31 protein-coding genes and 1 pseudogene are annotated in these 26,252 nt (G+C 45.4%); 30 read left to right on the top strand and 2 right to left on the bottom strand.

Annotated elements, in window-relative coordinates; all coding sequences use genetic code 11:
- The first annotated feature begins 56 nt into the window (after positions 1-56).
- The 15 genes and pseudogenes from comGA to QM873_RS08780 all read left to right on the top strand — a co-directional run bounded on the left by comGA (position 57) and on the right by QM873_RS08780 (position 11,070).
- The gene (gene comGA / locus QM873_RS08850) at positions 57-998 is read left to right on the top strand and encodes a competence type IV pilus ATPase ComGA (RefSeq protein WP_006597118.1); all 942 of its coding nucleotides are present in this window, start codon (positions 57-59) and stop codon (positions 996-998) included.
- Entirely contained in the window at positions 940-1,962 is a 1,023-nt protein-coding gene (gene comGB / locus QM873_RS08845; protein ID WP_023022075.1) for a competence type IV pilus assembly protein ComGB, read from the top strand. The genes comGA and comGB overlap by 59 nt, the downstream gene beginning before the upstream one ends.
- Positions 1,959-2,276, top strand: coding sequence for a competence type IV pilus major pilin ComGC (comGC, locus tag QM873_RS08840; RefSeq protein ID WP_023022076.1), 318 nt, complete (start codon positions 1,959-1,961; stop codon positions 2,274-2,276). The genes comGB and comGC overlap by 4 nt, the downstream gene beginning before the upstream one ends.
- Positions 2,245-2,670, top strand: coding sequence for a competence type IV pilus minor pilin ComGD (gene comGD / locus QM873_RS08835; RefSeq protein WP_042507426.1), 426 nt, complete (start codon positions 2,245-2,247; stop codon positions 2,668-2,670). Before comGC ends, comGD begins: the two co-directional genes overlap by 32 nt.
- Complete coding sequence (gene comGE / locus QM873_RS08830; protein WP_048717510.1) at positions 2,636-2,929, top strand: competence type IV pilus minor pilin ComGE; 294 nt, start codon at positions 2,636-2,638, stop codon at positions 2,927-2,929. The genes comGD and comGE overlap by 35 nt, the downstream gene beginning before the upstream one ends.
- Complete coding sequence (gene comGF / locus QM873_RS08825; protein WP_048717662.1) at positions 2,913-3,365, top strand: competence type IV pilus minor pilin ComGF; 453 nt, start codon at positions 2,913-2,915, stop codon at positions 3,363-3,365. Before comGE ends, comGF begins: the two co-directional genes overlap by 17 nt.
- Complete coding sequence (comGG, locus tag QM873_RS08820) at positions 3,331-3,777, top strand: competence type IV pilus minor pilin ComGG (protein ID WP_006595132.1); 447 nt, start codon at positions 3,331-3,333, stop codon at positions 3,775-3,777. Before comGF ends, comGG begins: the two co-directional genes overlap by 35 nt.
- A 31-nt stretch (positions 3,778-3,808) precedes the next feature.
- Entirely contained in the window at positions 3,809-4,762 is a 954-nt protein-coding gene (locus QM873_RS08815) for a class I SAM-dependent methyltransferase (RefSeq protein WP_023022079.1), read from the top strand.
- A 48-nt stretch (positions 4,763-4,810) separates the two neighbouring features.
- The gene (locus QM873_RS08810) at positions 4,811-6,007 is read left to right on the top strand and encodes an acetate kinase (RefSeq protein ID WP_023022080.1); all 1,197 of its coding nucleotides are present in this window, start codon (positions 4,811-4,813) and stop codon (positions 6,005-6,007) included.
- A 151-nt stretch (positions 6,008-6,158) separates the two neighbouring features.
- Entirely contained in the window at positions 6,159-6,833 is a 675-nt protein-coding gene (locus QM873_RS08805) for a CPBP family intramembrane glutamic endopeptidase (RefSeq protein ID WP_224781595.1), read from the top strand.
- A gap of 159 nt (positions 6,834-6,992) precedes the next feature.
- Positions 6,993-7,949: a dihydropteroate synthase gene (gene folP / locus QM873_RS08800; RefSeq protein ID WP_414279170.1), complete on the top strand. Its 957-nt coding sequence runs from the start codon at positions 6,993-6,995 to the stop codon at positions 7,947-7,949.
- 16 nt (positions 7,950-7,965) lie between these two features.
- A complete protein-coding gene (locus QM873_RS08795; RefSeq protein WP_006595127.1) occupies positions 7,966-9,270 on the top strand; it encodes a bifunctional folylpolyglutamate synthase/dihydrofolate synthase in 1,305 nt (434 codons plus the stop codon).
- A 1-nt stretch (position 9,271) separates the two neighbouring features.
- A complete protein-coding gene (gene folE / locus QM873_RS08790) occupies positions 9,272-9,826 on the top strand; it encodes a GTP cyclohydrolase I FolE (RefSeq protein WP_006595126.1) in 555 nt (184 codons plus the stop codon).
- Positions 9,827-9,852: 26 nt separating this feature from the next.
- A pseudogene (gene folK, locus QM873_RS08785) lies at positions 9,853-10,662 on the top strand (2-amino-4-hydroxy-6-hydroxymethyldihydropteridine diphosphokinase); the annotation flags it as partial.
- A 252-nt stretch (positions 10,663-10,914) separates the two neighbouring features.
- Entirely contained in the window at positions 10,915-11,070 is a 156-nt protein-coding gene (locus QM873_RS08780; RefSeq protein WP_343094214.1) for a hypothetical protein, read from the top strand.
- 109 nt (positions 11,071-11,179) lie between these two features.
- Here QM873_RS08780 and QM873_RS08775 read toward each other — a convergent pair whose 3' ends face one another.
- Together QM873_RS08775 and pepA are read right to left on the bottom strand one after the other, a co-directional pair.
- A complete protein-coding gene (locus QM873_RS08775) occupies positions 11,180-12,664 on the bottom strand; it encodes a DUF1846 domain-containing protein (RefSeq protein ID WP_343094213.1) in 1,485 nt (494 codons plus the stop codon).
- Positions 12,665-12,822: 158 nt separating this feature from the next.
- Positions 12,823-13,887 carry a glutamyl aminopeptidase gene (gene pepA / locus QM873_RS08770; RefSeq protein WP_414279169.1) on the bottom strand — a complete coding sequence of 355 codons (1,065 nt, stop codon included), beginning with the start codon at positions 13,885-13,887 and terminating at the stop codon, positions 12,823-12,825.
- Positions 13,888-14,033: 146 nt separating this feature from the next.
- Here pepA and QM873_RS08765 point away from each other — a divergent pair, with 146 nt between their 5' ends.
- The 15 genes from QM873_RS08765 to groL all read left to right on the top strand — a co-directional run bounded on the left by QM873_RS08765 (position 14,034) and on the right by groL (position 25,708).
- On the top strand, positions 14,034-14,324 hold the full coding sequence (locus tag QM873_RS08765) for a DUF4651 domain-containing protein (protein WP_006595121.1): 291 nt from the start codon (positions 14,034-14,036) through the stop codon (positions 14,322-14,324).
- On the top strand, positions 14,321-14,638 hold the full coding sequence (locus QM873_RS08760; protein WP_006595120.1) for a thioredoxin family protein: 318 nt from the start codon (positions 14,321-14,323) through the stop codon (positions 14,636-14,638). The genes QM873_RS08765 and QM873_RS08760 overlap by 4 nt, the downstream gene beginning before the upstream one ends.
- 14 nt (positions 14,639-14,652) lie before the next feature.
- Positions 14,653-15,279 (top strand): YtpR family tRNA-binding protein, encoded by a 627-nt coding sequence (ytpR, locus tag QM873_RS08755; protein WP_006595119.1) that lies wholly within the window; start codon positions 14,653-14,655, stop codon positions 15,277-15,279.
- A 237-nt stretch (positions 15,280-15,516) separates the two neighbouring features.
- The gene (locus QM873_RS08750) at positions 15,517-15,912 is read left to right on the top strand and encodes a single-stranded DNA-binding protein (protein ID WP_006595118.1); all 396 of its coding nucleotides are present in this window, start codon (positions 15,517-15,519) and stop codon (positions 15,910-15,912) included.
- Between the two features lie 219 nt (positions 15,913-16,131).
- On the top strand, positions 16,132-17,118 hold the full coding sequence (locus tag QM873_RS08745) for a substrate-binding domain-containing protein (RefSeq protein WP_023022091.1): 987 nt from the start codon (positions 16,132-16,134) through the stop codon (positions 17,116-17,118).
- Positions 17,118-18,437 (top strand): sensor histidine kinase, encoded by a 1,320-nt coding sequence (locus tag QM873_RS09960; RefSeq protein WP_462217796.1) that lies wholly within the window; start codon positions 17,118-17,120, stop codon positions 18,435-18,437. Before QM873_RS08745 ends, QM873_RS09960 begins: the two co-directional genes overlap by 1 nt.
- Positions 18,434-19,120, top strand: coding sequence for a response regulator transcription factor (locus tag QM873_RS08730; protein WP_006595115.1), 687 nt, complete (start codon positions 18,434-18,436; stop codon positions 19,118-19,120). Before QM873_RS09960 ends, QM873_RS08730 begins: the two co-directional genes overlap by 4 nt.
- A complete protein-coding gene (locus tag QM873_RS08725) occupies positions 19,117-20,424 on the top strand; it encodes an ABC transporter substrate-binding protein (RefSeq protein WP_006595114.1) in 1,308 nt (435 codons plus the stop codon). Before QM873_RS08730 ends, QM873_RS08725 begins: the two co-directional genes overlap by 4 nt.
- 134 nt (positions 20,425-20,558) lie before the next feature.
- A complete protein-coding gene (locus QM873_RS08720; protein ID WP_006595113.1) occupies positions 20,559-20,999 on the top strand; it encodes a PTS sugar transporter subunit IIA in 441 nt (146 codons plus the stop codon).
- 17 nt (positions 21,000-21,016) lie between these two features.
- Positions 21,017-21,511: a PTS system mannose/fructose/N-acetylgalactosamine-transporter subunit IIB gene (locus tag QM873_RS08715; protein ID WP_006595112.1), complete on the top strand. Its 495-nt coding sequence runs from the start codon at positions 21,017-21,019 to the stop codon at positions 21,509-21,511.
- Between the two features lie 62 nt (positions 21,512-21,573).
- Positions 21,574-22,416, top strand: a complete 843-nt coding sequence (locus QM873_RS08710) for a PTS mannose/fructose/sorbose/N-acetylgalactosamine transporter subunit IIC (RefSeq protein ID WP_048789492.1) — start codon at positions 21,574-21,576, stop codon at positions 22,414-22,416.
- Positions 22,400-23,254, top strand: a complete 855-nt coding sequence (locus QM873_RS08705; protein WP_042361448.1) for a PTS system mannose/fructose/sorbose family transporter subunit IID — start codon at positions 22,400-22,402, stop codon at positions 23,252-23,254. Before QM873_RS08710 ends, QM873_RS08705 begins: the two co-directional genes overlap by 17 nt.
- 102 nt (positions 23,255-23,356) lie before the next feature.
- Positions 23,357-23,650: a hypothetical protein gene (locus QM873_RS08700; protein ID WP_048690545.1), complete on the top strand. Its 294-nt coding sequence runs from the start codon at positions 23,357-23,359 to the stop codon at positions 23,648-23,650.
- Positions 23,651-23,777: 127 nt separating this feature from the next.
- Positions 23,778-24,062, top strand: coding sequence for a co-chaperone GroES (gene groES, locus QM873_RS08695; RefSeq protein ID WP_414279168.1), 285 nt, complete (start codon positions 23,778-23,780; stop codon positions 24,060-24,062).
- Between the two features lie 23 nt (positions 24,063-24,085).
- A complete protein-coding gene (groL, locus tag QM873_RS08690) occupies positions 24,086-25,708 on the top strand; it encodes a chaperonin GroEL (RefSeq protein WP_120701336.1) in 1,623 nt (540 codons plus the stop codon).
- The last annotated feature ends 544 nt before the right edge of the window (positions 25,709-26,252 follow it).

The raw sequence follows: 26,252 nt of genomic DNA, 5'->3' as shown, positions 1-26,252 counted from the left end.
TAAATCCAGCGCTAGTTGGCCAATTAATTGCGAATTATATAGTGAAAGGAGGAAATATGGTTCAAGAAATTGCACAATCCATAATTCGAATGGCATCGAATGCCGAAGCTCAGGATATTTATTTTGTTCCTCGAGCATCAGACTATCAGCTCTTTCTAAGGGTTGGGGATGAGCGACGCTTTGTCGAGACCTATTCGCAAGAACAAATGGTAGCGGTCATCAGTCATTTTAAGTTTATGGCAGGGATGAATGTGGGGGAAAGGCGCCGGAGTCAATTGGGCTCCTGTGACTATTCTCTAGGGGATAAGGTCTTGTCCTTACGCTTGTCTACTGTGGGAGACTATAGGGGATACGAGAGTTTAGTTATTCGCCTGCTCCACAATGAGGACCGGGAGCTCCGTTTCTGGTTCGACCAACTTCAAGAGCTAGAAGAGAAGGTGAGTAAGCGGGGGCTCTACTTATTTGCGGGTCCAGTCGGATCGGGGAAGACAACACTGATGCATGCCCTGGCCAAGAAAAAATTTTCGGGGCAACAAGTCATGTCGATTGAAGATCCCGTAGAAATTAAGCAAGAAGAGATGCTGCAACTGCAGCTCAATGAAGCGATTGGCATGACTTATGATAGCTTGATTAAACTGTCTCTGCGTCATCGCCCGGATCTCCTCCTCATCGGAGAAATTCGTGACACGGAGACAGCTCGTGCAGTTATTCGGGCTAGTCTGACAGGTGTGACGGTCTTTTCTACCATCCATGCCAAGAGCATTCCTGGGGTTTATGAACGCCTACTGGAGTTGGGGGTGAGTGAGGAGGAGTTACGGATTGTCCTTCAAGGGATCTGTTACCAGCGTTTGATAAAGGGAGGAGGTGTCACTGACTTTGCCATCCAAGATTACCAAAACCACTCCAGTCAACAGTGGAACCAGCAAATGGATGCGCTTTATGAAGCGGGACATATTGAGCTGGATCAGGCGCAAGCCGAAAAAATTATCGATTGCTAAGCAAGAACATGTCATTGAACTCTTTCACAATCTCTACAGCAGTGGCTTTCATCTATCAGAGGTCATCGACTTTCTTCGGCGCAGTCAATTGGTAGAGGCAGATTTTGTCGAGAGGATGCAGGTCGGACTTGCCAACGGGAAGCCCCTGTCAGCCATTCTCTCTGATCTAGGTTTCTCCGATCAGGTAACGACTCAATTGGCACTGGCGGAGCAGCATGGAAATGTTACCTTAAGTTTAGAAAAGATCCGTAGCTACTTGGAAAATCTGACCCAGGTTCGAAAGAAACTAGTTGAGGTGGCGACCTATCCCGTGCTCTTGTTGGGATTTTTGATCTTGATTATGCTGGGGCTGAAAAATTATCTCTTGCCCCAGTTGGAGAATCAAAATGGGGCGACACGACTGATTAGTATCTTTCCCCAGTATGTTTTGTTAGGGAGTGTGTTGCTGACGATTGGAGTTTTGATGCTCCTTTTCCTAGGCCGTCGTGCCAAACGGCTGGCCCTGGTTTCATGTTTGGCTAGATTTCCTTTTCTTCGCCCCTTCTTACAGGATTATCTGACCGCTTTTTATGCTCGAGAATGGGGAAGTATGATTGCCCAAGGGTTGGAGCTGAATCAAATTTTTCCTGTGATGCAGGGGCAACGTTCCCGTCTCTTTCGAGAGATTGGACAGGATTTAGAGCGGGCATTGGCTCGTGGCAGGTCTTTTTCTGACCATATTCAGACCTATCCTTTCTTTAAACGAGAGCTGGCCCTCATGATTGAATATGGGGAAGCCAAATCCAAGCTCGGTAGTGAGCTGGAGATCTATGCAGACAAGACCTGGGCAGGCTTTTTCCATCGTTTGAACAAGGCCATGAATGTCGTTCAACCACTGGTCTTTGTCTTTGTTGCTCTTATGATTGTTTTGCTCTATGCAGCCATGTTGCTGCCGATTTATGAAAATTTGGAGGTTCCTTTATGAAATCATTGCGCACACTCAAGGTAAAAGCTTTTACTCTGATTGAAATGTTAGTTGTTTTGCTCATTATCAGCGTTCTTCTCTTGCTCTTTGTTCCGAACTTGACCAAGCAGAAAGATTCGGTAACAGATACAGGAAATCGAGCAGTCGTCAAAGTCGTGGAGAGCCAGGCTGAGCTCTATGAACTCAATCATCAGAATGAAAAAGCTAGTCTTTCTAAGCTAGTCGCAGAAGGACAAATCACTCAAAAACAAGCAGAAGCCTACCGTGCTCACTATGTGAAGAATGCAGGTGATCACCGTGCGGTTGCAGATTAAAGCTTTCACCCTTCTAGAGAGCTTACTAACTCTAGGTATCGTCAGTCTTCTATGTTGGCTGCTAGCTGGGTCAGTCCATCAAGCCTTTGGGCAGGTGGAAGAAACATTGTTTTTCTCGGAATTTGAACGGGTCTATCAGGAGACACAAAAGATGAGTATTGCAAAAGAGGAGAGAGCTCTTCTTTCCATCGACCACGGTGGGGTTCATAGTCCCTATCAAGAATTACCGCTTCCAAAAGGGGTGGAAGTGGTCAGAGAGAAGCAACTGACCTTTGATCCAGCAGGAGGCAATTCAAGCCTGACCAAGATTCAATTTCAGACAGAGAAAGAGGTGGTGACTTATCAGTTGGCAATTGGGAATGGAAAAATTAAAAAATCGACGGCTCCCCGCTAGTCTTTTGTTAGAAGGACTGATTGCCTTAGCGATGTTTGGTGTCCTCACGACCCTTGTGCTGGGAGAGCTAGGGGACTCGCGACAGCAGCGCTTAGAAGAGTTGAGACAAGGAGAAGTCTTGCGAGTCGCAAAAATGGCGATCCAGACCAGGCAGGATCAATTGAACATCAATCAGGTCAGTGTCCAGGTGGAGAGGTCTGCCAAGTCCTTAAAGGTCTATCATGAAGGAAAGGTTGTGATTGCTGTTGAAAAGAACTAAACTGCCAGCCTTTACTTTACTGGAGGCCTTGGTTGCCCTGCTCGTCATCAGCGGTGGTTTATTGGTGTTTCAAGGATTGACAAGCCTCTTGCGTCAAGAACTTCAGTACCAAAGTCACATCAAGCAAGAGGAATGGTTGCTCTTTCAGGACCAGCTGGACATTGAATTGTCTCGTAGCCAATTTGAAGAGGTCAGAGACAACAAACTCTATCTTGTTCAGGATCAAAAACCCATAGCCATTGGACTGGCTAAGGGGGGAGATATCCGAAAGACAGATGCGACTGGCCGTGGCTATCAACCGATGATAGATGGAGTTGAATCCGCCTGGATTGAAAAAAGAGGAGATCTGGTGTCTATTCAACTGCGCTTTGAAGAAGGGTTAGAAAGGGAGGTGGTCTACCGTGTGGTGGAAAAGGATAAAAAAGAAGCAGATTGAGGCAGGGATCCTTCTTTATGCCCTTTTTATGTCGGCGGTTTTTAGTCTCTTGCTTCAGTTTTACCTGAACAGACAAGTGGCAGAGAGACGGATCCTCCTTGCTAGTCAGCACCGGATCCAGGCTTATGCACAAGCTCAATTGGCGATTGATACTTGGGATCGGGAAGAAAAAACCATAACCTTCTCAACTGGTCGAGTCGATTTGGAAGAAAAATCGGGCTTTGCCAACGTAACGAGTCACTTACAAGATGGGGGAAGCTATCATTTCACCTTTGCTCTACCTCCTCGTGAAAAGAAAAAAACCGACAAGAAGGAAAAGGAGAAGCAGGCTCCAGATTCGGCCACAGACCACCCGACCACGACTGAGGAAGAGAAGCCTCAGGCCTTCGAAAAGCATAGCGAAAACTCTTAAAATTTGATATGATTAAGAGATGGAGGAAAGCATGAATTTCGAAAAAATTGAGAAAGCCTACGGCTACCTATTAGAGAATACCCAAACTATCCAAAATGATTTGCAGACCAACTTTTATGATGCTCTAGTTGAGCAGAATGCCATCTATCTGGATGGGCAAACAGAGTTGACTCTAGTGAAGGAAAACAACCAGCGCCTGAAGGACTTGAACTTAAACAAGGAAGAGTGGCGTCGTTCCTTCCAGTATCTTTTGATGAAGGCTGCCCAAACAGAGCCCCTACAGGCCAATCACCAATTTACGCCAGATGGGATTGGATTTCTTCTGGTCTTCCTAGTGGATCAGTTGGCGAGTTCCGATCAAGTAGATGTGCTAGAAATGGGGAGTGGAACAGGGAACTTGGCCCAAACCTTGATGAACAACTGTCAGCGTTCCTTAGATTATTTGGGCTTGGAAATTGATGATCTCTTGATTGACCTTGCGGCTAGTATGGCAGAAGTGATGAAGGCGGATGTGAATTTTGCCCAAGGTGATGCCATTCGTCCACAAGTTTTGAAAGAGAGCGATGTGATTATCAGCGATTTACCTGTCGGTTATTATCCAGATGATGCCATTGCGAGTCGTTACCAGGTCGCTTCCCCTCAGGGCCACACCTATGCCCATCATTTATTGATTGAACAATCGCTAAAATACTTAAAACCAGGTGGCGTCGCTATTTTTCTAGCTCCGAATGATCTCTTGACGAGCGAGCAGAGTCCTCTGCTGAAACAATGGATGCAGGATCATGCTCAGGTCTTGGCCATGGTGACCTTGCCAGAGAACCTCTTTCGATCAGCCAATCTAGCAAAAACCATCTTTGTTTTCCGCAAGCAAGAAGAAGCGGTGGTCCAACCATTTGTCTATCCTTTGACTGATTTGCAAGACCAGGAAGACCTCATGAAATTCCGTGAAAGTTTTCAAAACTGGAATAAAGAAAGTGAAATTTAAACAAAATTTTGCTATAATAGGAGTGAAAACGCTTAAAGAGGTAAAAAAATGACGAAAACAATTGCAATTAATGCAGGTAGTTCAAGTTTGAAATGGCAATTATACCAAATGCCAGAAGAAACAGTTTTGGCAAAAGGGCTCATCGAGAGAATTGGACTTAAAGATTCCATTTCGACAGTAAAATTTGACGGTCGAGCGGAAAAACAGGTTTTAGATATCGAGAACCACACACAAGCGGTTAAAATCCTTCTCGATGATTTGATTCGTTTCGATATTATTTCTTCCTACGATGAAATCACTGGAGTAGGGCACCGTGTCGTTGCAGGTGGCGAGTACTTCAAAGAGTCTGCTCTTGTAGATGAAGAAGTCATTCAAAAGGTTGAGGAACTTTCTTTGTTGGCCCCATTGCACAACCCTGCCAACGCTGCTGGGATCCGTGCCTTTAAAGAATTGTTACCAGATATTACCAGCGTTGTTGTATTTGATACCTCTTTCCATACAACAATGCCTGAAAAAGCTTATCGTTATCCTCTTCCAACTAAGTACTATACAGAAAACAAGGTTCGTAAATATGGGGCTCACGGGACCAGCCATGAGTATGTAGCCCACGAAGCTGCGAAGCTTCTTGGAAAACCAATCGAAGAGTTGAAATTAATCACCTGCCACATTGGGAATGGAGCTTCTATTACAGCGGTAGACAAAGGGATTTCTGTCGATACGTCTATGGGCTTCACACCACTTGGTGGCATCATGATGGGAACACGTACAGGGGATATTGACCCTGCTATTATTCCTTACTTGATGGAGCACACAGAGGACTTCAACAGTCCAGAAGATATTAGTCGTATCTTGAACCGTGAATCTGGTCTTCTAGGGGTGTCTGAGCTTTCTAGTGATATGCGCGATATCCACGAAGCCATGCGCAGTGGAAACGACAAGGCACTTTTGGCCAACGACATTTTTGTCGACCGTATTAAGAAATACATCGGTCAATACTTTGCTGTCTTGAATGGAGCAGACGCCATCATCTTTACAGCTGGTATCGGGGAAAATTCTAAAACGATCCGTGGACAAGTCATTGACGGCTTAACTTGGTTTGGTTGTGAGCTTGATCCAGAAAAGAATGTCTTTGGTGCAGAAGGCGATATTTCAACAGCGGATGCTAAAGTGAGAGTCTTGGTCATCCCAACGGACGAAGAATTAGTCATTGCACGTGATGTTGAACGCTTTAAAAACAAGGGATAAGACTTTATTCTATAAAAACAAGAGAGAAGAGGCTGACTTGAAGCGCCTCTTTTTTCTCTTGTGTGACTTCTACTTGGGCTTGCCCCAGTAGCTCATCTATGCTATACTAGAAAAATAGTTTGATAATCGAGGTAAAATAATGGAAAATTGGATGGAGAAAAAATGGGTTTCAAATGGTCTGTGGTTACTAATTGGAATACCGTTATTTATAGCGACTCAACTACCCATGATCGCTTTGATCTTGGGGATTGAAAATGCTTGGTCAAATTGGACGATCAATAGTTTGGTCCTTGGGGTCACCATGCTCCTCGTCTATTTGCTTTGGTGGTTTATGAAATGGAGTCCACTTGATTCACTAGATTTTTCACGAATCAAAGGCAGAGATATTGGGCGAAATTTCCTTTATTTTCTCCTGTTGCTGGCCAATAATGCTCTTGGGGTTAACCTTCTTCGACAGTTGGGAGAGGCGACGACAGCTAACCAAGAGACCATCCAAGGGGTGGCTTCCTTGGCCCCTCAGCTGGCAATGGGTTTGCTCATTGTTGTAGTGGCACCTTTAGGAGAAGAAATTATCTGTCGTGCTGTGATTCCCCGCTTGATCTTTAAGGGGCACGAAAAAATTGGTTATTTGGTTGGGGCTCTTGTTTTTGCCTATTTACATACACCAAGTAATCTTGGTTCCTGGATTATCTATGGGGGCATGTCCCTCATCTTGACTTGGGTTGCCTACCGCTACAAACGAGTAGAATATTCGATTTTATTGCACTTTACCATGAATGCTTTTGCCTTTCTGATAACTATTCTGGTTTCTTTTCTTCCCGCTTAAAATATGGTAGAATGATAGGACCAATGGGTTTTATTCAGAAGCTTTGGTAAGCTACCAAAGAAGCATCTAGGCGCAGATAGAGACAAACTCGGAGGTTGGAAAGATTCTAACCTCTTTTCTATGCTTGGTTGGCATTTCTGTAGAAAGATGAAGGAAGATATGTCAAAGAGTGAATGGAGACAACTAGGCAAGGATAGGACACTTCTATGTGGCATCCTCAATGTCACCCCCGACTCCTTTTCAGATGGGGGGCGTTACCAAACGGTAGATAGAGCTCTCGAGCAAGCTCGAAAGTTAATAGCAGAAGGGGCAAGCATACTGGATATTGGTGGGGAGTCCACACGTCCAGGGAGTCATTTTTTGGAAATTCAGGAAGAAATCCAGCGAGTCGTGCCCGTCATTGAAGCGATTCGAGCAGAGAGTGATATCTTGATTTCGGTTGATACTTGGAAGTCAGAGGTCGCTCGTGCAGCCCTAGCAGCTGGCGCAGACTTGGTCAATGATATCACAGGCCTGCTAGGAGATCCGCAAATGGCTGGGGTGATTGCAGAAGCTCAGGCTGGAGCCATTCTTATGTTTAATCCAGTCATGGCTCGTCCTCATCATCCAAGTTCCGTCATTTTTCCGACCTTTGGTTTTGAGCCGGCCTTTTCATCAGAGGAGTTGGCGCAGTTTGAAGGTCTCTCTATCCAAGACTGCATGTGGACCTTCTTTGCTAAGAGCCTTGAGCTAGCAGAGGAGGCGGGATTGAGTCCGGATCAACTCTTCTTAGATCCTGGGATTGGTTTTGGCTTGACCAAGCGGGAAAACCTCCAACTTTTGCAGGACTTAAAAACCATTCATGCTAAGGGGTATCCAATCTTTTTAGGAGTCTCTCGGAAGCGCTTTGTGGTTAATATTCTGGAAGAAGAGGGATTTGAGACTGACCCTGAAACGAAAGAAGGATTCTACAATCGGGATTTGGCATCCAGTCATTTGACGAGTGTGGCTGCCAGCCAAGGGGTAGAAATTGTGCGTGTGCATGATATCCCCCTCCATAAGATGGCGGTAGCTATCGGTAGTGCGATCTACCAAGCCGATCAAGCGCAGGACCTTCATTTGAAACAATATCGCTAAAGAAAAGAGAAGAGATATGACAGTAGATCTCAGTTGGTTAGCTACTTATCGTTCTTCCGAGCCCCATTTTGGCTTGGAGCGAATGGAAGCCCTGCTGGCCTTGAGGGGAAACCCACACTTAGCCTGTCCTGTAATCCATCTAGCTGGGACCAATGGAAAAGGATCGACCCTAGCCCATTTACGGTCTTTACTAGAGGCGAAAGGGTTGCGGGTTGGTGTTTTCTCCTCCCCCTATCTAGTTTCCTTTCATGAGCAAATCAGTATTAATGGGCTTCCCATCTCAGATCAGGATTTAGAAACTTATCTGTCCCTCTATCAGGACTTACTTGCAAAAAACAGTTCTGATCAGACCTTGCTGGGCTTGACCGAGTTCGAGTTGCTGACCGTCCTGGCTTTTGATTATTTTGCAGCAGAAAAGCCGGATGTGGTCATTTTGGAAGTGGGCATGGGTGGTCGTCTCGATAGTACCAATGTTTGTCAGCCTATTTTGACAGCCATCACGACGATTGGCTTGGACCATGTGGCTCTCTTAGGGCCGGATTTGGCCTCCATTGCTCAAGAGAAGGCGGGAATCATCAAGGAAAAGATTCCGGTCTTGCTAGGCCGGATGGAACTGGAAGCCCAAGAAGTCATTGTGCAGCGGGCGAACTGCTTATCGGCACCAGTAGAGCTGTTAGGTCAGGACTTTTTAGTTAGCTACCAAGAGTCACTGGCAGACGGGGAAGTTTTTGGCTATCAGAGCCAGTATCGGGAAGAAATGCAACTAAAGACAGGGCTCTTGGGACTTCATCAAGTCGACAATGCTGGACTGGCCCTGGCTCTCTGCGATACCTTCTGTCAAGAAAAGGGGCTCTCTTTCTTAAGCCGAGAAGAAATCCTCCAAGCTTGGGAAGGGGTCCAGTGGCCGGGACGCCTAGAGGTTATTTCGACCCAGCCCCTCATCATTCTAGATGGCGCCCATAATCCGCATGCAGTAGCCCCTCTTGTAGCCACCATAAAAGAACGGTATGGACAGTTGGACAAACAAGTCTTGTTTACCTGTATCCAGACTAAGGCGATTGAGGAGATGCTAGAACTATGGAGCGGATTGGAAAAGAGTCAATTAACCTTGACGACCTTTGAGGATTCACGCGCCTATTCCGTGAGAGACATGCAGGAAATAGCCCATCAAAAAGGCCTGCCTTATCAAGAATGGAAGGTGTTTTTAACCCAATATCTAGAAAGAAAATTGCAACAATCTGATCTCCTCTTAGTGACGGGATCCTTGTACTTTTTGGCTCAGGTGAGAGCCTTTCTAATCGAAGAAATCAGTAGGAGATAACATGGATACAAAGAAAATTCAAGAAGCCGTGAAGATGATTATCGACGCAGTCGGTGAAGACGGAAGCCGTGAGGGCTTGCAAGAAACACCAGAACGCATTGCCAAGATGTACCAAGAGATTTTTGCAGGTCTCAACCAAACTGCGGAAGTCCACCTATCAAAATCTTTTGAGATTGTGGACAACAATATGGTGGTAGAAAAGGATATCTTCTTCCACTCGATGTGTGAACACCATTTCTTGCCCTTCTATGGCAAGGTCCACATTGCCTATATCCCAAATGGGCGCGTAGCGGGCCTCTCTAAGCTAGCTCGGACAGTGGAAGTGTACGCCAAAAAGCCTCAAATCCAGGAGCGCTTGACAGTGGAAATCGCGGATGCCTTGATGGAGTATCTGGGAGCGCAGGGAGCCCTTGTCTGGGTGGAAGCAGAGCACATGTGCATGAACATGCGTGGGGTACGCAAACCAGGGACAGCTACTGTAACGACAGCAGCGCGTGGCTTGTTAGAGACAGATAAAGACCTGAAAAACGAAGCCTATAAACTAATGGGACACTAATCCCTAGATAAACTGAGGTGACGATGGTGGATCAATTACGGATCAAAGATTTGGAAATTTATGCTTATCATGGTGTGTTTTCCGCTGAAAAGGAATTGGGGCAGCGCTTTGTCTTGGATGTCTGTGTCGATTATGAGATGACAAAGTCTGCTCGGACGGGCGATTTGACGGCTTCAATCCATTATGGAATCTTAGCAGAGCAACTGACAAATTGGGTTCAAGCTGAGAAAATTGATTTGATTGAGACAGTAGCTTTTCAGCTTGTGGAGAAGATTTTTGCAACCTATGACTTTGTCAAAAAGGCTCGACTGGAGCTGAAAAAACCTTGGGCGCCAGTTCCTCTACCTTTGGATACTTGTTCGGTCACGATTGAACGAGAAAAAAGACGAGCCTTTATTGGTCTGGGAACCAATATGGGCGATAAGGGACAACAGTTGGAGACGGCTGTATCTAGACTAGAAGAAAAGGGGCTTACGATTCTCCAAACCTCTTCTCAGATTGAGACAGCACCTTGGGGAGGGGTCGAGCAGGATAGCTTCCTCAACCAAGTCGTAGAGGTCGAAACTTGGTTTACGCCCCAAGACTTGATTGAGACCTTGCTAGGAATCGAACTAGAAATGGGCCGGATTCGTGAGATCAAATGGGGACCACGGGTCATCGATTTGGATCTCCTTTATATGGAGGATTTGATCCTCTATAGTCCAGATTTGATTCTCCCTCATCCGTATGTGGCAGAACGGGCATTTGTCCTAGAATCCTTGAATGAAATTGCTCCTTACTTTGTGGATCCTGTCCAAAGAAAACAGATCCGACAACTGTGGGATGCTGTGAAAGAAACAAAAGAGAGTGGGACAGAAATCGGTAATTCGTTAGAAATCGATTTCGTCGTCCCACCTCCGCACAGTTGAGTAGGGCTGTAAAAGCTGATGAAATCAGCGTAGTAGAGCCCACTCAACCACTGCGTCTTGCTCGACAATCCAAAAATAATTGAGAGGCTAGGACTTTTGTCCCAGCCTCTTTTTTTACCTTGACAGGTTAATTGAGCAGGAGTATACTATGCATAAATAGATTAGGAGTAGGAGGGCGTCATGAAATCTTATCTTGTAAAATGGTTGATCGCGATTGTCTTGGCTGTTTTTTTACTTTGGTTGAGTTTGGAAACGAACTTACTGCCAAAAGAGGTGTATCCCATTCTCCTTGTTCTGATGCTGGTTGTGGGTCTCTATCTTTTTAAGGAGAGGTAATTTTCCATTCAATTAAACTATGAAAAATCCCCTGGGTGCCAACTGGTTCAGGCACTCAGGGGATTTTCTGTATATGGAGCTAGGACCAACGGTCTAGCCTTGCTTTTCTTTATTTGCGGTACAAGCGATCGTATTGGTAAACTGGATCCATGGTCACATGAATGCCCAGTTTGCGAAGAACGTTCTTATCTTCGTCTGTCAACATCACTGTTGAATGGGCTTCGCTCCCTTTCAATCGACCCAATTCTTGCATGGCAAGATTTGCCTCTGGATGGTTCATGGCGGTAATGGCGAGGGCGATGAGGATTTCATTTGAGTGGAGGCGAGGGTTGCGACTGCCCAAGTGGTTAATCTTCAAGCCTTGGATTGGTTTCACATATTCTGGCTCAATCAACTTGGTTTCTTTATCAATATGGGCCAATTTCTTGATGGCATTGATGAGAACAGCTGCCGTTGGACCAAATAAGTCAGAAGTCTTACCTGTCACGGTTTCTCCGTTCGGCAATTCTAGTGCCAAGGCAGGTTCACCGGTTTCTTCCTCTTTTTGACGGGCAAGGACGGTGACTTGGCGGTCTTTTGGTGAAATGCCTAAGTCATTCATCAAGAGTTCAATTTTCTTAATAGCTCCGTTTCCGACACGCTCTGCTTTCACATCTAGAATGGTTTGGTAGTAACGGCGGATAATTTCTTGCTTAGAGGCTTCAATCGCTGCATCGTTGTCCACGATGGCAAAGCCGACCATGTTCACACCCATATCTGTTGGGGAAGCGTAAGGAGATTCTCCAAGGATGCGTTCCAACATCCGCTTCAAGACAGGGAAGATTTCGATATCCCGGTTGTAGTTGACCGTTGTTTCGCCATAGGTTTGGAGGTGGAATGGGTCAATCATATTGACATCGTCAAGGTCTGCAGTAGCAGCTTCATAGGCCAAATTCACTGGGTGATGCAAAGGTAAGTTCCAAACTGGGAAAGTTTCAAATTTAGCATAACCAGATTTGATGCCATTTAATTGGTCATGGTACATGTTGGACATACAAGTCGCCAATTTACCAGAACCAGGACCAGGAGCTGTCACAACAACGAGATTACGGCTGGTTTGAATGTAGTCGTTTTTCCCCATTCCCTCAGGAGAAATGATGTGGTCCATATCCGTTGGGTAGCCCTTGATTGGGTAGTGGAGGTAAGAGGTGATACCGTTCTTTTCCAACTGTTTGCGGAAAAGGTCTGCAGCTGGTTGACCAGCATATTGAGTGATGACGACAGAGCCGACATAGATGCCCAATTCGTTGAATTTATCAATCAAGCGGAAGACCTCTTGGTCATAAGAGATTCCTAGGTCACCACGCGCTTTTGAATGCTCAATATTATTAGCATTAATAGCAATCACAATCTCCACTTGGTCACGAAGTTCTTGGAGAAGCTTAATTTTGTTATCTGGTTCATAACCAGGAAGGACACGAGCTGCGTGGAAATCTTCCAACATTTTTCCTCCAAACTCTAGGTAGAGCTTGCCATCAAATTGGTTGATGCGTTCGAGGATGTGATCGCGTTGCAAATTCAAATACTTTTCGGAACTAAAAGCTTGTTTCTTCATTTAAACCTCCAATAAAGAAGCGAGGGTGATCTTTAGCGGTGCTCCGCCTTTCACATAGGGAAAGGGGAGTGCAAAAGAACACCCGTTGCAATATTCATTCAGTATTATATCAAAAAAACCCCAAAATGGGGGTTTAAAACAATTATTTTGGAAAAATATTAATAATTCTTAATTAAATCAACGGTTGAACGATCCAATTTTTTGACCAAGGCTTGAAGGAAGTCTTGGGCTTGAAGGAAGTCATCCATAGCGTAGAGGGTTTGGTGGGAGTGGATGTAGCGTGCGCAGACTCCGATGGTAGTAGATGGCACACCACCACTTCGTAAGTGGGCTACTCCAGCATCCGTTCCGCCTTTTCCACAGTAGTATTGGTACTTGATGCCGGCTTCTTCAGCGGTGGTGAGGAGGAAGTCCTTCATATTTGGCAACATGAGGTGACCTGGGTCAAAGATGCGAAGGAGGGTTCCCTCGCCGATGGCTCCTTGGCCTCCGTAGACATCTGCAGCGGGAGAACAGTCAACAGCTAGGAAGATTTCCGGATCAAACTTGGTCACAGAAGTCCCTGCACCGCGCAGTCCGACTTCTTCTTGGACAGTTGCTCCGACATAGAGCTCGTTTGCTAGGGCTTGTCCAGAGAGGGCTTGTGCCAATTCGCTGACCATCAAGACCCCATAACGGTTGTCCCAAGCTTTGGAGATGATGTTTTTCTGATTGGCTGTTAAGATTGCAGTGCTTTCAGGGACCAAGGTGTCACCTGGACGGATCCCAAAGCTCTCAGCTTCTTCTTTGTTGGCAAAGCCACCATCAAAGACAATATCTCCGATTGCGGGAAGGGCAGGACCGTTTGCGCCCCGTGTCAAATGCGGAGGAACAGATCCAGAAATGACAGGGTAGGAATGGCCATCGCGGGTCAAAAGGGTGAAACGTTGGCTGCTGACCACCATAGGGTTCCAACCACCGATTTCCACCACGCGGAAGGTGCCGTCTGCCTTGATCTCACTGACCATAAAGCCAACTTCATCCATATGGCCTGCGACCATGATGCGAGGAGCATCAGCCACTTCTGAGTGGCATACCCCAAAAATACTTCCCAAGCCGTCTGTGACCACTTCATCCACATGTGGAGTGATCTGTTTGCGTAGATAATCGCGAACAGGCGCTTCGTGGCCAGAGATGGCAGGAAGTTCTGTTACTTCTTTGATTTTAGAAAATAAATCAGTCATAAGTTACCTTCTTTCTGATTGTTATTTTATCACTTTTTTAGTTGAGATGGTAGTGGCAGTTGACGGGAATGAAAGCAGATCGTCATGATGGGGAGAACTATTCTCCTTCGTTGTCCCAGCTTGTATTTTGTGTTACAATATGAGGTATGAAAGCTAAAAAAATCATTTTATCCAGCCTTGCAGCAGCTAGTGCAAGTGCTCTTGCCCTTGGGGCCTATAAAATTGCCAAAGATCAAAAACGTCTACGGACGCAAGAAGAGTTAGTCGCAGAAGTCCGTGAGCAAATGGAGAATATGGGGAAGATTGCGACCCTTTATGTGGAACTCTATGAATCAAGCGAAGAGCGTTTGGTAGGAGGGATCGTATTTGAGGATGAGCGCCACTATCGCTTTGTCTATGAAGAGGGTCTCCTTCAGTATGAAGAGGAAAAACTATGATCATTCCACAGTCCTTAGAGGAATTAGCCCGCTACGTCGAGCAAGAAGGAAAGAAGGTTTTCTTCTTTTCAGCGGATTGGTGTGGCGATTGCCGGTATATCCAGCCCTTTTTGCCAGAGATTGAAGCAGAAAACCCTGAATTTACCTTCATTTTGGTTGACCGAGACCAGTATCTAGACCTGGCTAAGCTTTGGGATATCTATGGCATTCCGAGTTTAGTGGTCCTAGACAAGGATCGGGAACTGGGGCGTTTCGTCAATCGTGATCGCAAAACCAAGGCTCAGATTTCAGAATTTTTAGCAGGATTGAAGTAGGAGAAAGAGAAAGAATGATTGTAACCTATAATAAAGAACAAGTCGGTGATGTCTTAATGCTCACCTTGAAAAATAGTGGGGATGCCAAGTTAGCAGTCGAGCGCAAAGGCAAAGTAGCCCGTGTCTACCGTGAAGACAAGCAAGAAACAGTGGCCTGGAATATTTTTGAGGCTTCGACTTTCTTTGCCCTTGACGGCAAGGGGCAACTTTTCTTGAGTGATGAGCAAGTTGCACGCCTCAATCAAGAATTACAAGCTGAAGGATTTGCAGAGGTCTTGGTTAATGACAAGGAGCCTAAGTTTGTCGTGGGGCAAATCGTTGAAATGGTTGCTCATCCAGATAGTGACCACCTCAACATCTGCCAAGTGGCTGTTGGACTAGACAAGACGGTTCAGATCGTAGCAGGTGCACCAAATGCGCGTGAAGGCCTCAAGACAATCGTGGCTCTACCAGGTGCGATGATGCCAGATGGCAGCTTGATTTTCCCAGGAGCCCTTCGTGGAGAAAAGAGCTTTGGCATGATGTGTAGCCCACGCGAATTGCACTTGCCAAATGCACCACAAAAACGTGGTATTATTGAATTGCAGGATACAGAAGAGGTGGGAACTCCATTTGACCCCGCTCGTCACTGGCAAGGATAAGAGAGTGGGACAGAAATCCGGCCCCTCAATTGTCTTTGGATTGTCGAGCAAGACGCAGTGGTTGAGTGGGCTCTACTACGCTGATTTCATCAGTTTTTACAGCCCTACTCAACTGTGCGGAGGTGGGACGACGAAATCGAATTCTAACGAATTACCGATTTCTGTCCCACTCTCTTTTTTTTATTTTTTCCTCAAATAGCTAGAAAACTACGAATTATATAAGTAGGAGGAAGAAATATGTACAATAAAGTAATTTTAATCGGGCGCCTTGTGGCTGACCCGGAGCTTCATAAGACCAGTACGGATAAGTCCGTTGCGCGTGCGACCCTGGCTGTCAATCGGCGTTACAAGGATCAAAATGGCGAGCGTGAGGCGGACTTTATCACCCTAGTGGTCTGGGGGAAATTAGCAGAGACCCTTGTATCCTATGCCAACAAGGGGAGCTTGCTCTCAGTAGATGGCGAGCTTCGAACCAGACGTTATGAGAAGAATGGGACGACCCAATATGTGACAGAAGTGCTCTGTCAAGGCTTCCAGCTTTTAGAAAGTCGTGCTCAACGAGCGATGCGGGCCAATGGGGCAGGAGGGGATCTAGCAGATCTCATCCTGGAAGAGGAAGAACTTCCATTTTAAAAGAAGAAAACGGTGCAGTTGGTAAGCTGTGTCGTTTTTTCTTTTTCGAAACTTCTCGCTGAAGTTGCAGGGAAAAGTTATCGTCTAGAAAGAGGAGTAAAACGCATTCATTTCCGTAAGACCTTCAAGCTCTTGTTAAAAAATGCTATAATGAAAGGTATTAAATGCGAACGAAAAGGTTTGATGTTGTAAAATAATTCGTTTTTAAGAGGAGAAGAGATGGGGTTGGAAGAGGGAACTGATCAAAAGAAACGCGATCGAGCGATGATCTATACGATATTTTTGAGCCTGGTTTTTGTGGTAGGGGTCATCTACTTGAATGCTAGTCAACTAAAGCCTGTGCGTGGTCAGATGCGGATTGGCGTGACCTACATGACCATGAACAATGAATTCTATCAAACACTTAATGCAGAAATTGAACGAGTGACTGACGAAAAAGGGGACTTGCTTCTAGTTCGTAATCCAGAGTTAGACGAAGAAAAACAAAGTCAACAGATTGATTATTTTCGTCAACAAAAGGTCAATGTGATTGTGATTAATCCTGTAAAAGGAGATAGCCCTAAAATCATTGCTTCCTTAAAGAGAGCCCAGCAGGCAGGGATTAAAATCATTGCAGTGGACAGTCAGCTCAGCCATTTCACGGTAGATGCCAGTGTGGTGTCGGATAATTACCAAGCAGGGGTCTTGGTAGCCCAGCGCTTGATGAAGCAGAAAAAAGAGGCGAAAATCCTCCTCTTAGAGCATAAGGGGACGATATCGGCAGAGCAACGGATTCAAGGGTTCTTAGATACGATTCAGTCGGAACCTGCCTATCAGATTGTTGGGAGAGAAGAGACTCGTGGACAAACGGAATTGGCCCTGCCAGCTGTTTCCCAGGTCATTCAGGACGGTCTTGCATTTGATGCTGTCGTGGCCTTAAATGATCGGGCAGCCATCGGAGCTTTAGCAGCGATTAAGGAAAATCAATTAGCTATGCCGATTTCTATTTATGGAATCGATGGCTCTCCGGATATGAAGGTTTTGCTTTCGACGACGGATGATATTGAAGGGACAGTTGCTCAATCTCCTCTTAAAATGGGAAGACAGGTGATGCAAGTGATTGAGTGCATGAGGACAGGTAAATCCTACAAGGAGCAATATAAGATCCCAGTAGAGATGATTGATAAGGATAATGTTGACCGATACGATGTCAACGGGTGGCAGTAATGACCAAGCTCCGCGGCATTCGTTATAGTTTGATTTTCTTAAAAATCATTAATTTCATCGCCATTTTATTTAGCAGTTCGCTCTACTTACATGCGACCAATTACATCATCGCCAAGGGGCAAGGCTATCAATTGTTGGAGCAATTGAGAGAAATACCGAGTTCCCCAGCTCAGAATTTTTGGATCTCCATCCTTCTCTTTGGAGGGATTCTTCTCATTACCTTTTATCGGATGCGCCCAGGGACACAGGAGTGGTCGGTTTTTGACAAGTGGAATATCCTAGAAATATTGCTGATGTTAGGTGTCATGATGTCCCTCAGCTTCTCCTACAATGGGATCATCCTCTTGGTATTTGCTGATATCTTTTATGGTTCTAAAGAGTTTAGTAGTTCCAAGGACAGGCGCTACTGGTTTGCCTTTATCCTTCTGAGTTTCATAGTCCTCCTTGTGACCAATTATGACATTCTCTCTCTCGTTGTACAGTTGCCTTCGCTGGATACCTATATCGCCTTTTATCCTTCATCGATTCGGATGCTTATTCTATTTGCTAAAAATGCGCTAGCTTCCTTAAATATGGTTGTCTTTATTATTTCTCTTCTCTTTTACATTTTATCGGTAGTAGCAGAGCACCATCGAATCGAAAAAGAGTTAGAAATGGTATCGCAAGTTAATACGGAATTAAATAGCTACATGGCCCTTTCGGAAAAGATTGCGGAGGACCGGGAGCGCAAGCGGATAGCACGGGAAATTCATGATACTCTAGGCCATGCCTTGACAGGCATTTCTGCTGGGATTGATGCAGTTGGGGTTCTGATTGATATTGACCCTGGTCGTGCCAAGACCCAGCTGCAATCGGTCTCTACGGTGGTACGGGATGGAATCAAGGACGTCCGGGGCTCTTTGAACAAGCTTCGGCCAGGTGCCCTAGAGGATCATACCTTGAGGGATGCGGTTTTGAAATTGGTTCACGAATACCAAGTCATCTCCCACCTGCAAGTCGATCTCACCTATGACTGGGATGAGGTTGATCTGGATGTCATGGTGGAGGATACCGTCTTTCGCGTGATTCAGGAATCCATGACCAATTCTGTCCGCCACGGTCATGCTAGCCATATGCAGATTTCCTTTTTGGTGGAAGATGCCTATATCATGATTCTCCAAGATAATGGGGTTGGTTTTGACCACCTGCAGGTTGGCTATGGTTTGAAACAAATGCGAGAGCGGGTTTCTATCTTGGGAGGAAGGATCGAATTTGCCAATCGAAATGGATTTTATACACGAATTGAATTGCCCAAAGAAAAAGGAGGAAATCTTTTATGATCAAAGTAATGATTGCGGATGATCAAGCGCTGATTCGCGAATCGCTCCAAATTATTTTGTCTGCTCATCAAGATATTCAGGTGACTTCTGCAGTGGCAGATGGTCATGAGGTGCTAGAGCGAATCCCCCAAGATCGACCAGATGTTGTATTGATGGATATTCGTATGCCTAAGATGGATGGTGTGATGGCGACAAAAGAAGTCAAGGAACGCTTCCCTGAGGTAAAAATCATCATTCTAACCACCTTCGACGATGATGATTTCATCTTTCGGGCTCTGAAATATGGAGCTTCAGGGTATTTGCTCAAAGGGGCTTCCACAGAGGAACTCTACCAAGCCATTCAAATTGTCTATCATGGGGGAGCCATGATTAACCCCAATATTGCCAGTAAGGTTTTTCAGATTTTTTCTCAGATGGCTCAGAGCAATTATACAATCTCCGTTTCTGAAGAATATGTGAGCGACTTATCCCTGACCGAATGGCGGATCATCCAGCAGGTTGGTTTTGGGGAGTCTAATAAGGAAATCGCAGCCAAATTGTTCCTATCTGAGGGAACGATTCGGAATTACCTATCAACCATTTTGTCTAAGTTGAACTTGCGGGATCGGACCCAGTTGGCTATTTGGTCTGTTCAAAAAGGTGTGACCACTAAGGACTTTGGAACAGAAAGTGATAGCCGATGAAGAAAAAACGTAAGATTCGAGGCTCCAGATTGTTTCTAGGCTTGCTTTTGCTTTTTCTACTTGCTGGAGGGATTTGGTGGCAGCGTCAGCCTAAGCTTGTCCGCTTGGGGGTCTACGCTGGATCTAGCTGGGATGTGCCCACCCAAACGGAAGAAAAAGTCTTGGACCAAGCGATTGCTCGTTTCGAAAAAACGCATCCAGGGGTAAAGATTGTCTACGAAAGCGGGATTCCGAAGAATCAGTATGCGAGCTGGTTAGCCAATCAGATCCTCCATGGACAGGAGCCAGATCTATATATGGTATCCAGTACTGAGCTCCCGGTGTTAGCTGCGCGTGGGGCGGTAGAAGATTTGACCCCCTTGATGGACAAACAGGTCGATCCTTCTCATTTTTATCCAGTTGCCCTAGAAGCAGGTAAATACAAGAACCGTCAGTATGCCCTCCCATTTGAGAGCAATCCTGTTTTGATGTGTGTCAATAAAGATTTATTGGAAAAGGAAGGGATTGCTATTCCGAAAGAGGGGTGGACTTTGGAGGAATTTTATACGATTTGTCAAAAAGTGACGCGGGATACAGATGGAGATGGTGAGCTAGATCAGTTTGGAAGTACAGATTATACCTGGAGGGAGGCCTTGGCAGCTCATGGTGGCCAGCTTTTCCGTCAGGATAACATTAATCTGACGAGTAAAGAAATGAAGCGCTCGCTCTATTTTGTCGAAAAACTCGAAGCCCTTCATGGGAATTTCAATGTTACTTCTAAGGATTTTGATGAAGGCAAGGTCGCTTTTTATCCGATGACCTTGGCCCAGTACCGAACTTATAAACCTTATCCCTATCATGTTGCCAAATATTCAAATTTCACTTGGACCTGTATCCCTATGCCCGGGGCTTCTGGATCAACTCCGTCAACCTTAGTGGATACGTCCTTGTTTGCTCTGTCTTCTCGGGCCAGTGCTAGCAAGGAGGCCAAGGAATTCATGGAATTTTTGACCCAGGACCAGCAGGTCCAGCAGGACCTCTTCCGGCAGTCGCAGGGGACCTCTGTCCTCCCTTCGGTGGTCAATAGTTCGGAAAGTCGGGACCTTCTTAAAGCGGATGATTTCGGGGTTGATTCCTTGACGAATCGGACCCTGGACCAGATTATGAAAAAGGCTGTCCTAAGTACTCCTGGCAACCTACCCGATGATATCTGGGATCGATTGGATTATTTGATTTATAATGCTCTAAAAGCAAAGGATATTGATAATCAATTGCCTCAAATTCAAAAGATTATTGAGGAAATGCTTCGGGAGAAGTTTCGTTAAGAGCAACTAGGCATCTGTCAAGTGACAGATGTCATTTTTTTATTGACAGATGTCAACTTTTCTTTGTGACAAATGACAATAGTAAAACGCTTTCAAAAACAATACAATAAGGTCATCATAAAGGAGGAGAAAGGATGAAGTATCTGGTATTGGTCAGTCATGGTGGACTGGCAGAAGGTCTGAAAAGTTCGCTGGCAATGTTTGCTGGGGATAAGATAGATCAGGTGATTGCGGTCGGACTGAAAGAAGGCAAATCGGTAGATGATTTTGCTCATGATTTTCGTCAGGCGATTTCCCATTTAACAGATGAGGACTCTGTCTTAGTTCTAGCAGACATTGTAGGTGGCAGTCCTTTGACAACGGCAGCGACAGTGCTAGAGGAGCAAGGAAAGCTGAGTACAGCCTTGATCTTAGGTGGAATGAACTTGACCATGGCGTTGACAGCAGTTGTGATGAAGGACATGATGGAGGGGGCTGATTTAGCCCAGGTGATTTTATCCGAAGCTTCCACTGCCTTGCAAGAATTTGCCCTTGCCCCGGTAGAGGGTGACGATGAAGAAGATGATGATATTTAACTAAGGGAGGTTAGAAAATGGTAGTATCATTTGTACGGATTGACGACCGTATGATCCACGGTCAAACAGTAACTCGATGGGCTAAAGAAAAGCCTTGTGATGGCTTGATCGCTGTCAACGACGCAGCAGCTTCTAATAAGGTCTTGATCCAAGCCTATAAAGGGGCTTCAGATAAAAAAACCTTTGTCTGGACCAAGGAAGCTTTCAAAGAAAAATCTGCAAAAGTAACGGAATCAGAAACTCGCTATTTCTTGATTACTAAGAACCCCATCGATATGAAAGAAATTTTGGTAGACCAAGGGTTTGTCCCAGGCGATGTCAAAGAAATCATTGTCGGTCCTGCAAATGACCGTCCGGGTGCTGTGAAATTGGGAAATAACCAATCCATCACCCAGGAAGAAGCAGAAGCCATCGAAGCCATTCAGGCTGCAGGCTACAAGGTGAAATTCCAGTTGCTTCCAGATGTATCCATCGGTTACTGGGATGATTTTAAATCAAAATTCGGATTCTAGAGAGGGGAGTATCCTAGCTCTTCGTCACTAAACTATACTTACAAACAAAAGGAGCGTTTGTTATGACAATTTCATGGATTCAAGCAATCTTGCTTGGTATTTTCGCCAGCTTGTCTTCAATGCCTGGTATGGGTGGTTCCAGTATCGGGAACTATACACTTGGTCGTCCCCTAGTTGGTGGGTTGATCTCAGGGTTAATCCTTGGAGATGTGACAACCGGTATCATGGTCGGGGTTGCCCTTCAGGTCGTTTATATCGCTTTGGTAACACCTGGTGGAACTGTATCTGCCGATGTACGGGCTATTTCTTATATCGGAATTCCTCTTTCCATCTTATTTGTTCATGCCAACAATATTACTGGTGAGGCAGCAATTGCAGCGGCAGCAGCCCCAATCGGTGCAGCCGTTGGGACTATCGGTACCGTTCTTTTCTACGGTACTGCAACCATGAACTTGCTTTGGCAACATATCGGCTGGAAAGCCGTTGAAGAGGGAAACTTCAAAAAACTCTACGCAGTTGACTGGGTTTACCCATGGATTTCTCACTTCCTCTTCTCCTTCCTTCCAACCATGATTATCACCAAATACGGTGAAAACATGGTGGATTTGATGAAACAATACCTTCCAATGGATGGTTACTGGATGAAAGCCCTCTTTACAGTCGGTGCCCTTCTTCCATGTGTTGGTATTGCCATCCTCTTGAAGCAAATCGTTACCGAAGTGAGAGACTTCATTCCATTCTTTGTTGGATTTACCTTGGCAAAATCTCTTGGCTTGAACTTGGTAGCGAGTGCGGTAGTTTCATTGATCTTTGCAGTGATCTACTATGAACTTGAAGTGATTAAAACAATGAAAGTCGTCCCTGCTGGAGTAAATGACTTTGACGATGATGAGGAGGATATCTAAGATGGCTGACAAAAAGAAAATTTCAAAGAAAACGCTAACCAAAGCATTCCATCATTGGTATTATGGTCACTTGACTTGTTTCTCTCAAGAACATATGCAAACCTTTGGGTATTTGACTTCGATGCTTCCAATCGTGGAAGAAATGTATGATTCCAAAGAAGAACAAAAAGAAGCTATGCAAACCTATACAGCCTTCTTCAACACGGAACCACAATTGGGATCATTGGTTGTAGGGATCACAGCTGGTTTGGAAGAAGCGCGTGCCAATGGAGAAGCAGTAGATGGCGAAACCATCAACGGGATGCGTGCTGGTTTGATGGGCCCAATCGCTGGGATTGGGGACTCCTTGGTTGTTGGGACCTTAATCCCTGTACTTCTCGGGATTGCCCTTGGTCTTTCTAAAGGCGGAAACATTGCAGGAGCTCTCTTCTATATCGTCGTTTGGAACCTCTTGGTCTACTTAGGCATGCGTTTCGCCTTCTTCAAAGGGTATCACTTAGGGGACAAGGCTGTTGAATTCCTTGTAGGACCAAAAGGACAAGCCCTTCGTAAAGCGATTAGTGTGGTCGGTGGTATGGTCATCGGTGCCGTAGCAGCGACTTGGGTCTCTGTTACAACAGCCCTCGAATTCAAAAATGCTGACGGAGAAGCCTTCCTTAAAATCCAAGAAAAGATTGATGGCGTCTATCCAGGTCTCTTGACTGCTGCCTTTATCACGCTTTGCTGGTGGCTCATGGCGAAGAAGAAAGTCTCACCAAACAAGGTCATGCTTCTCTTAGTCATCATCGCCTTAGCTGGGGTAGCTCTTGGAATCTTTGATCCAGGTCTCAAATACTAAGAGAAAACTGGAAACAGTTTATTGCAACCGGAGCATTGAGAATGAAGTACGTGACCTCCTTTACGAATACTTCATTCTCAATTTTTATTGAAGGAGGCATCTATGCACACCAGACAAGAATTAATAAAAGGGTATGAGACGGAAATTCGCTACCAACGCCATATGTTGGAAAACTTGGGTCGCTGGTTTAGTGTGCTCTTTCTCATGGCCAGTATTGGTGGACTGCTGATTTATTTCTTTCACAAGACTTCCCTCCTATTTTTGATCTTAGGTAGCTTGGTTGCCCTGATTGGAATAGCAGGGATGTTGCTAGTGGGGTATGGGATGTATCGTGGTCGAGCCAACTTACAAAAAGTCATCCAAGCTTACCAACAAAAACTAAATTTGGTTGGCTAGAAATCGAAAACACTTCGAAGAGATTGAGGTGTTTTTTTCTTGACTATTTTTGACCAAGTGATACAATAGAAACATGAGTTAGCACTCGATGTTGAAGAGTGCTAAAATACAAGAACGGAGGAATGACATGTTAAAACCATTAGGAGACCGCGTGGTCTTGAAAGTAGAAGAAAAAGAGCAAACAGTCGGTGGCTTTGTCATCGCAGGAGTAAGTCAAGCTGAAACCAAAACAGCAGAAGTCATCGCTGTAGGTGAGGGAGTTCGGACCCTCAGTGGCGAGTTGGTAGCACCAAGTGTCAAAGTCGGTGATACGGTCTTGGTGGAAAATCATGCAGGCGTTGATGTGAAAGACGGCGATGAGAAGTACACGATTGTTGGGACTGCAAGTATTCTTGCCATTGTTGAAGCCTAAAGAATCAGAAAGGAGAAAGATGTATGTCAAAAGAAATTAAATTTTCATCAGATGCTCGTGCAGCCATGGTCCGTGGGGTGGATATCCTAGCAGATACTGTGAAAGTGACCTTGGGACCAAAAGGTCGCAATGTGGTCCTTGAAAAATCATTTGGGTCACCATTGATCACCAATGATGGGGTGACCATCGCCAAAGAAATCGAATTGGAAGACCACTTCGAAAATATGGGTGCCAAATTGGTATCAGAAGTTGCTTCGAAGACCAATGATATCGCTGGAGACGGAACAACCACTGCGACTGTCTTGACCCAAGCCATCGTCCGTGAAGGGATCAAGAACGTTACAGCAGGTGCGAATCCAATCGGTATCCGTCGTGGGATTGAAGCAGCGGTTGCAACAGCTGTTGAAGCCTTGAAAAACAATGCCATTCCAGTTGCTAATAAAGAAGCTATCGCCCAGGTTGCGGCTGTCTCTTCTCGCTCTGAAAAAGTCGGTGAATACATCTCAGAAGCCATGGAAAAAGTGGGCAACGACGGAGTGATCACGATTGAAGAATCTCGTGGAATGGAAACAGAGTTGGAAGTCGTTGAAGGAATGCAGTTTGACCGTGGTTACCTCTCTCAATACATGGTCACTGATAATGAAAAAATGGTGGCAGACCTTGAAAATCCTTATATCTTGATCACCGACAAGAAGGTGTCAAACATCCAGGAAATCCTGCCATTGCTTGAAAGTATCCTTCAAAGCAACCGTCCGCTCTTGATTATTGCGGATGATGTGGATGGAGAAGCTCTCCCAACGCTTGTCTTGAACAAGATTCGTGGAACCTTCAATGTCGTAGCTGTTAAGGCTCCTGGATTTGGAGACCGTCGCAAAGCTATGCTAGAAGACATCGCGATCTTGACAGGTGGTACTGTTATCACAGAAGATCTCGGTCTTGAGTTGAAAGATGCGACCATCGAGGCGCTCGGTCAAGCAAGTAAAGTGACAGTGGACAAAGATAGCACAGTCATTGTAGAAGGTGCAGGAAATCCTGAAGCTATCGCTAACCGTGTGGCCGTGATCAAATCACAAATTGAAACCACAACGTCAGAATTTGACCGTGAAAAACTCCAAGAACGCTTGGCCAAATTGTCTGGTGGCGTTGCAGTCATCAAGGTCGGAGCTGCAACTGAAACGGAGTTGAAAGAAATGAAACTCCGCATCGAAGACGCCCTCAATGCGACACGCGCAGCGGTTGAAGAAGGAATTGTTGCCGGTGGTGGTACGGCCCTTGCCAATGTTATTTCTGCAGTTGAAACCCTTGAATTGGAAGGGGACGAAGCGACAGGACGCAACATCGTGCTTCGCGCCTTGGAAGAGCCTGTACGCCAAATCGCCCACAATGCAGGATATGAAGGGTCAATCGTCATCGATCGCTTGAAACATGCAGAAGTCGGAACAGGCTTCAATGCTGCAACAGGTGAATGGGTCAACATGATTGAAGCAGGAATTATCGACCCAGTGAAGGTGAGCCGTTCAGCCCTTCAAAATGCGGCTTCCGTAGCGAGCCTTATCTTGACGACCGAAGCAGTGGTAGCCAACAAACCAGAACCAGCTCCAGCAGCACCGGCTATGGATCCAAGCATGATGGGTGGGATGATGTAATCTGATACCAATGATTGGTGCTAAAGCACCGAATCATTGGACGGTAGCCGCTTTGTTGCGGCCTACCTAATCATCTTACTAAGAAAACAAAGAAGGCATTATCGGCCTTCTTTATTTTCTGTCGTAACCTGTGTGTTTGATTGAAACTATGCCTCTAATCATTTGACGCCAACCGCTATCAGGAGGTTTGGCTAAACGTCTTACTTGCTCAAAGGGAATGGGTGAATAATTTCAATCTTCGACTTATCATTGGATGAACTGTTTACTCTAATCTCATCTTTGTGGGGGCGAGAGTACATATTTATATATATTACAAAAGTTTGTGAAATAAATTTTGCTGAAGCCGGTCTTTTCTACAGGTCGGTTTCCTTTCTTGAAGAAACTAAGATCAATCCGATGAGGATCAGAGCAGTTATTGGCACTGCACCCCAATAATGGGACAAGAGAAAAAACCTCTTATGGGCACTGCACCCCAATAATGGGACAAGAGAAAAAACCTCTTATGCGACCAGTTTTCTGTACTCTACAGGAGACTGGTCATTTA

It is taken from the genome of Streptococcus australis, assembly GCF_047463015.1.
In the GTDB taxonomy this organism is placed as follows: domain Bacteria; phylum Bacillota; class Bacilli; order Lactobacillales; family Streptococcaceae; genus Streptococcus; species Streptococcus australis_F.
Note: the sequence above shows the minus strand (reverse complement) of the source record. Positions and strands in the feature narration are given on the sequence as shown.

Coding starts and splice junctions, on each gene's coding strand:
- comGA (WP_006597118.1), top strand. CDS start 57: ATGGTTCAAGAAATTGCACAATCCATAATTCGAATGGCATCGAATGCC.
- comGB (WP_023022075.1), top strand. CDS start 940: ATGAAGCGGGACATATTGAGCTGGATCAGGCGCAAGCCGAAAAAATTA.
- comGC (WP_023022076.1), top strand. CDS start 1,959: ATGAAATCATTGCGCACACTCAAGGTAAAAGCTTTTACTCTGATTGAA.
- comGD (WP_042507426.1), top strand. CDS start 2,245: ATGCAGGTGATCACCGTGCGGTTGCAGATTAAAGCTTTCACCCTTCTA.
- comGE (WP_048717510.1), top strand. CDS start 2,636: ATGGAAAAATTAAAAAATCGACGGCTCCCCGCTAGTCTTTTGTTAGAA.
- QM873_RS08815 (WP_023022079.1), top strand. CDS start 3,809: ATGAATTTCGAAAAAATTGAGAAAGCCTACGGCTACCTATTAGAGAAT.
- QM873_RS08810 (WP_023022080.1), top strand. CDS start 4,811: ATGACGAAAACAATTGCAATTAATGCAGGTAGTTCAAGTTTGAAATGG.
- QM873_RS08805 (WP_224781595.1), top strand. CDS start 6,159: ATGGAGAAAAAATGGGTTTCAAATGGTCTGTGGTTACTAATTGGAATA.
- folP (WP_414279170.1), top strand. CDS start 6,993: ATGTCAAAGAGTGAATGGAGACAACTAGGCAAGGATAGGACACTTCTA.
- QM873_RS08795 (WP_006595127.1), top strand. CDS start 7,966: ATGACAGTAGATCTCAGTTGGTTAGCTACTTATCGTTCTTCCGAGCCC.
- folE (WP_006595126.1), top strand. CDS start 9,272: ATGGATACAAAGAAAATTCAAGAAGCCGTGAAGATGATTATCGACGCA.
- QM873_RS08780 (WP_343094214.1), top strand. CDS start 10,915: ATGAAATCTTATCTTGTAAAATGGTTGATCGCGATTGTCTTGGCTGTT.
- QM873_RS08775 (WP_343094213.1), bottom strand. CDS start 12,664: ATGAAGAAACAAGCTTTTAGTTCCGAAAAGTATTTGAATTTGCAACGC.
- pepA (WP_414279169.1), bottom strand. CDS start 13,887: ATGACTGATTTATTTTCTAAAATCAAAGAAGTAACAGAACTTCCTGCC.
- QM873_RS08765 (WP_006595121.1), top strand. CDS start 14,034: ATGAAAGCTAAAAAAATCATTTTATCCAGCCTTGCAGCAGCTAGTGCA.
- QM873_RS08760 (WP_006595120.1), top strand. CDS start 14,321: ATGATCATTCCACAGTCCTTAGAGGAATTAGCCCGCTACGTCGAGCAA.
- ytpR (WP_006595119.1), top strand. CDS start 14,653: ATGATTGTAACCTATAATAAAGAACAAGTCGGTGATGTCTTAATGCTC.
- QM873_RS08750 (WP_006595118.1), top strand. CDS start 15,517: ATGTACAATAAAGTAATTTTAATCGGGCGCCTTGTGGCTGACCCGGAG.
- QM873_RS08745 (WP_023022091.1), top strand. CDS start 16,132: ATGGGGTTGGAAGAGGGAACTGATCAAAAGAAACGCGATCGAGCGATG.
- QM873_RS09960 (WP_462217796.1), top strand. CDS start 17,118: ATGACCAAGCTCCGCGGCATTCGTTATAGTTTGATTTTCTTAAAAATC.
- QM873_RS08730 (WP_006595115.1), top strand. CDS start 18,434: ATGATCAAAGTAATGATTGCGGATGATCAAGCGCTGATTCGCGAATCG.
- QM873_RS08725 (WP_006595114.1), top strand. CDS start 19,117: ATGAAGAAAAAACGTAAGATTCGAGGCTCCAGATTGTTTCTAGGCTTG.
- QM873_RS08720 (WP_006595113.1), top strand. CDS start 20,559: ATGAAGTATCTGGTATTGGTCAGTCATGGTGGACTGGCAGAAGGTCTG.
- QM873_RS08715 (WP_006595112.1), top strand. CDS start 21,017: ATGGTAGTATCATTTGTACGGATTGACGACCGTATGATCCACGGTCAA.
- QM873_RS08710 (WP_048789492.1), top strand. CDS start 21,574: ATGACAATTTCATGGATTCAAGCAATCTTGCTTGGTATTTTCGCCAGC.
- QM873_RS08705 (WP_042361448.1), top strand. CDS start 22,400: ATGAGGAGGATATCTAAGATGGCTGACAAAAAGAAAATTTCAAAGAAA.
- QM873_RS08700 (WP_048690545.1), top strand. CDS start 23,357: ATGCACACCAGACAAGAATTAATAAAAGGGTATGAGACGGAAATTCGC.
- groES (WP_414279168.1), top strand. CDS start 23,778: ATGTTAAAACCATTAGGAGACCGCGTGGTCTTGAAAGTAGAAGAAAAA.
- groL (WP_120701336.1), top strand. CDS start 24,086: ATGTCAAAAGAAATTAAATTTTCATCAGATGCTCGTGCAGCCATGGTC.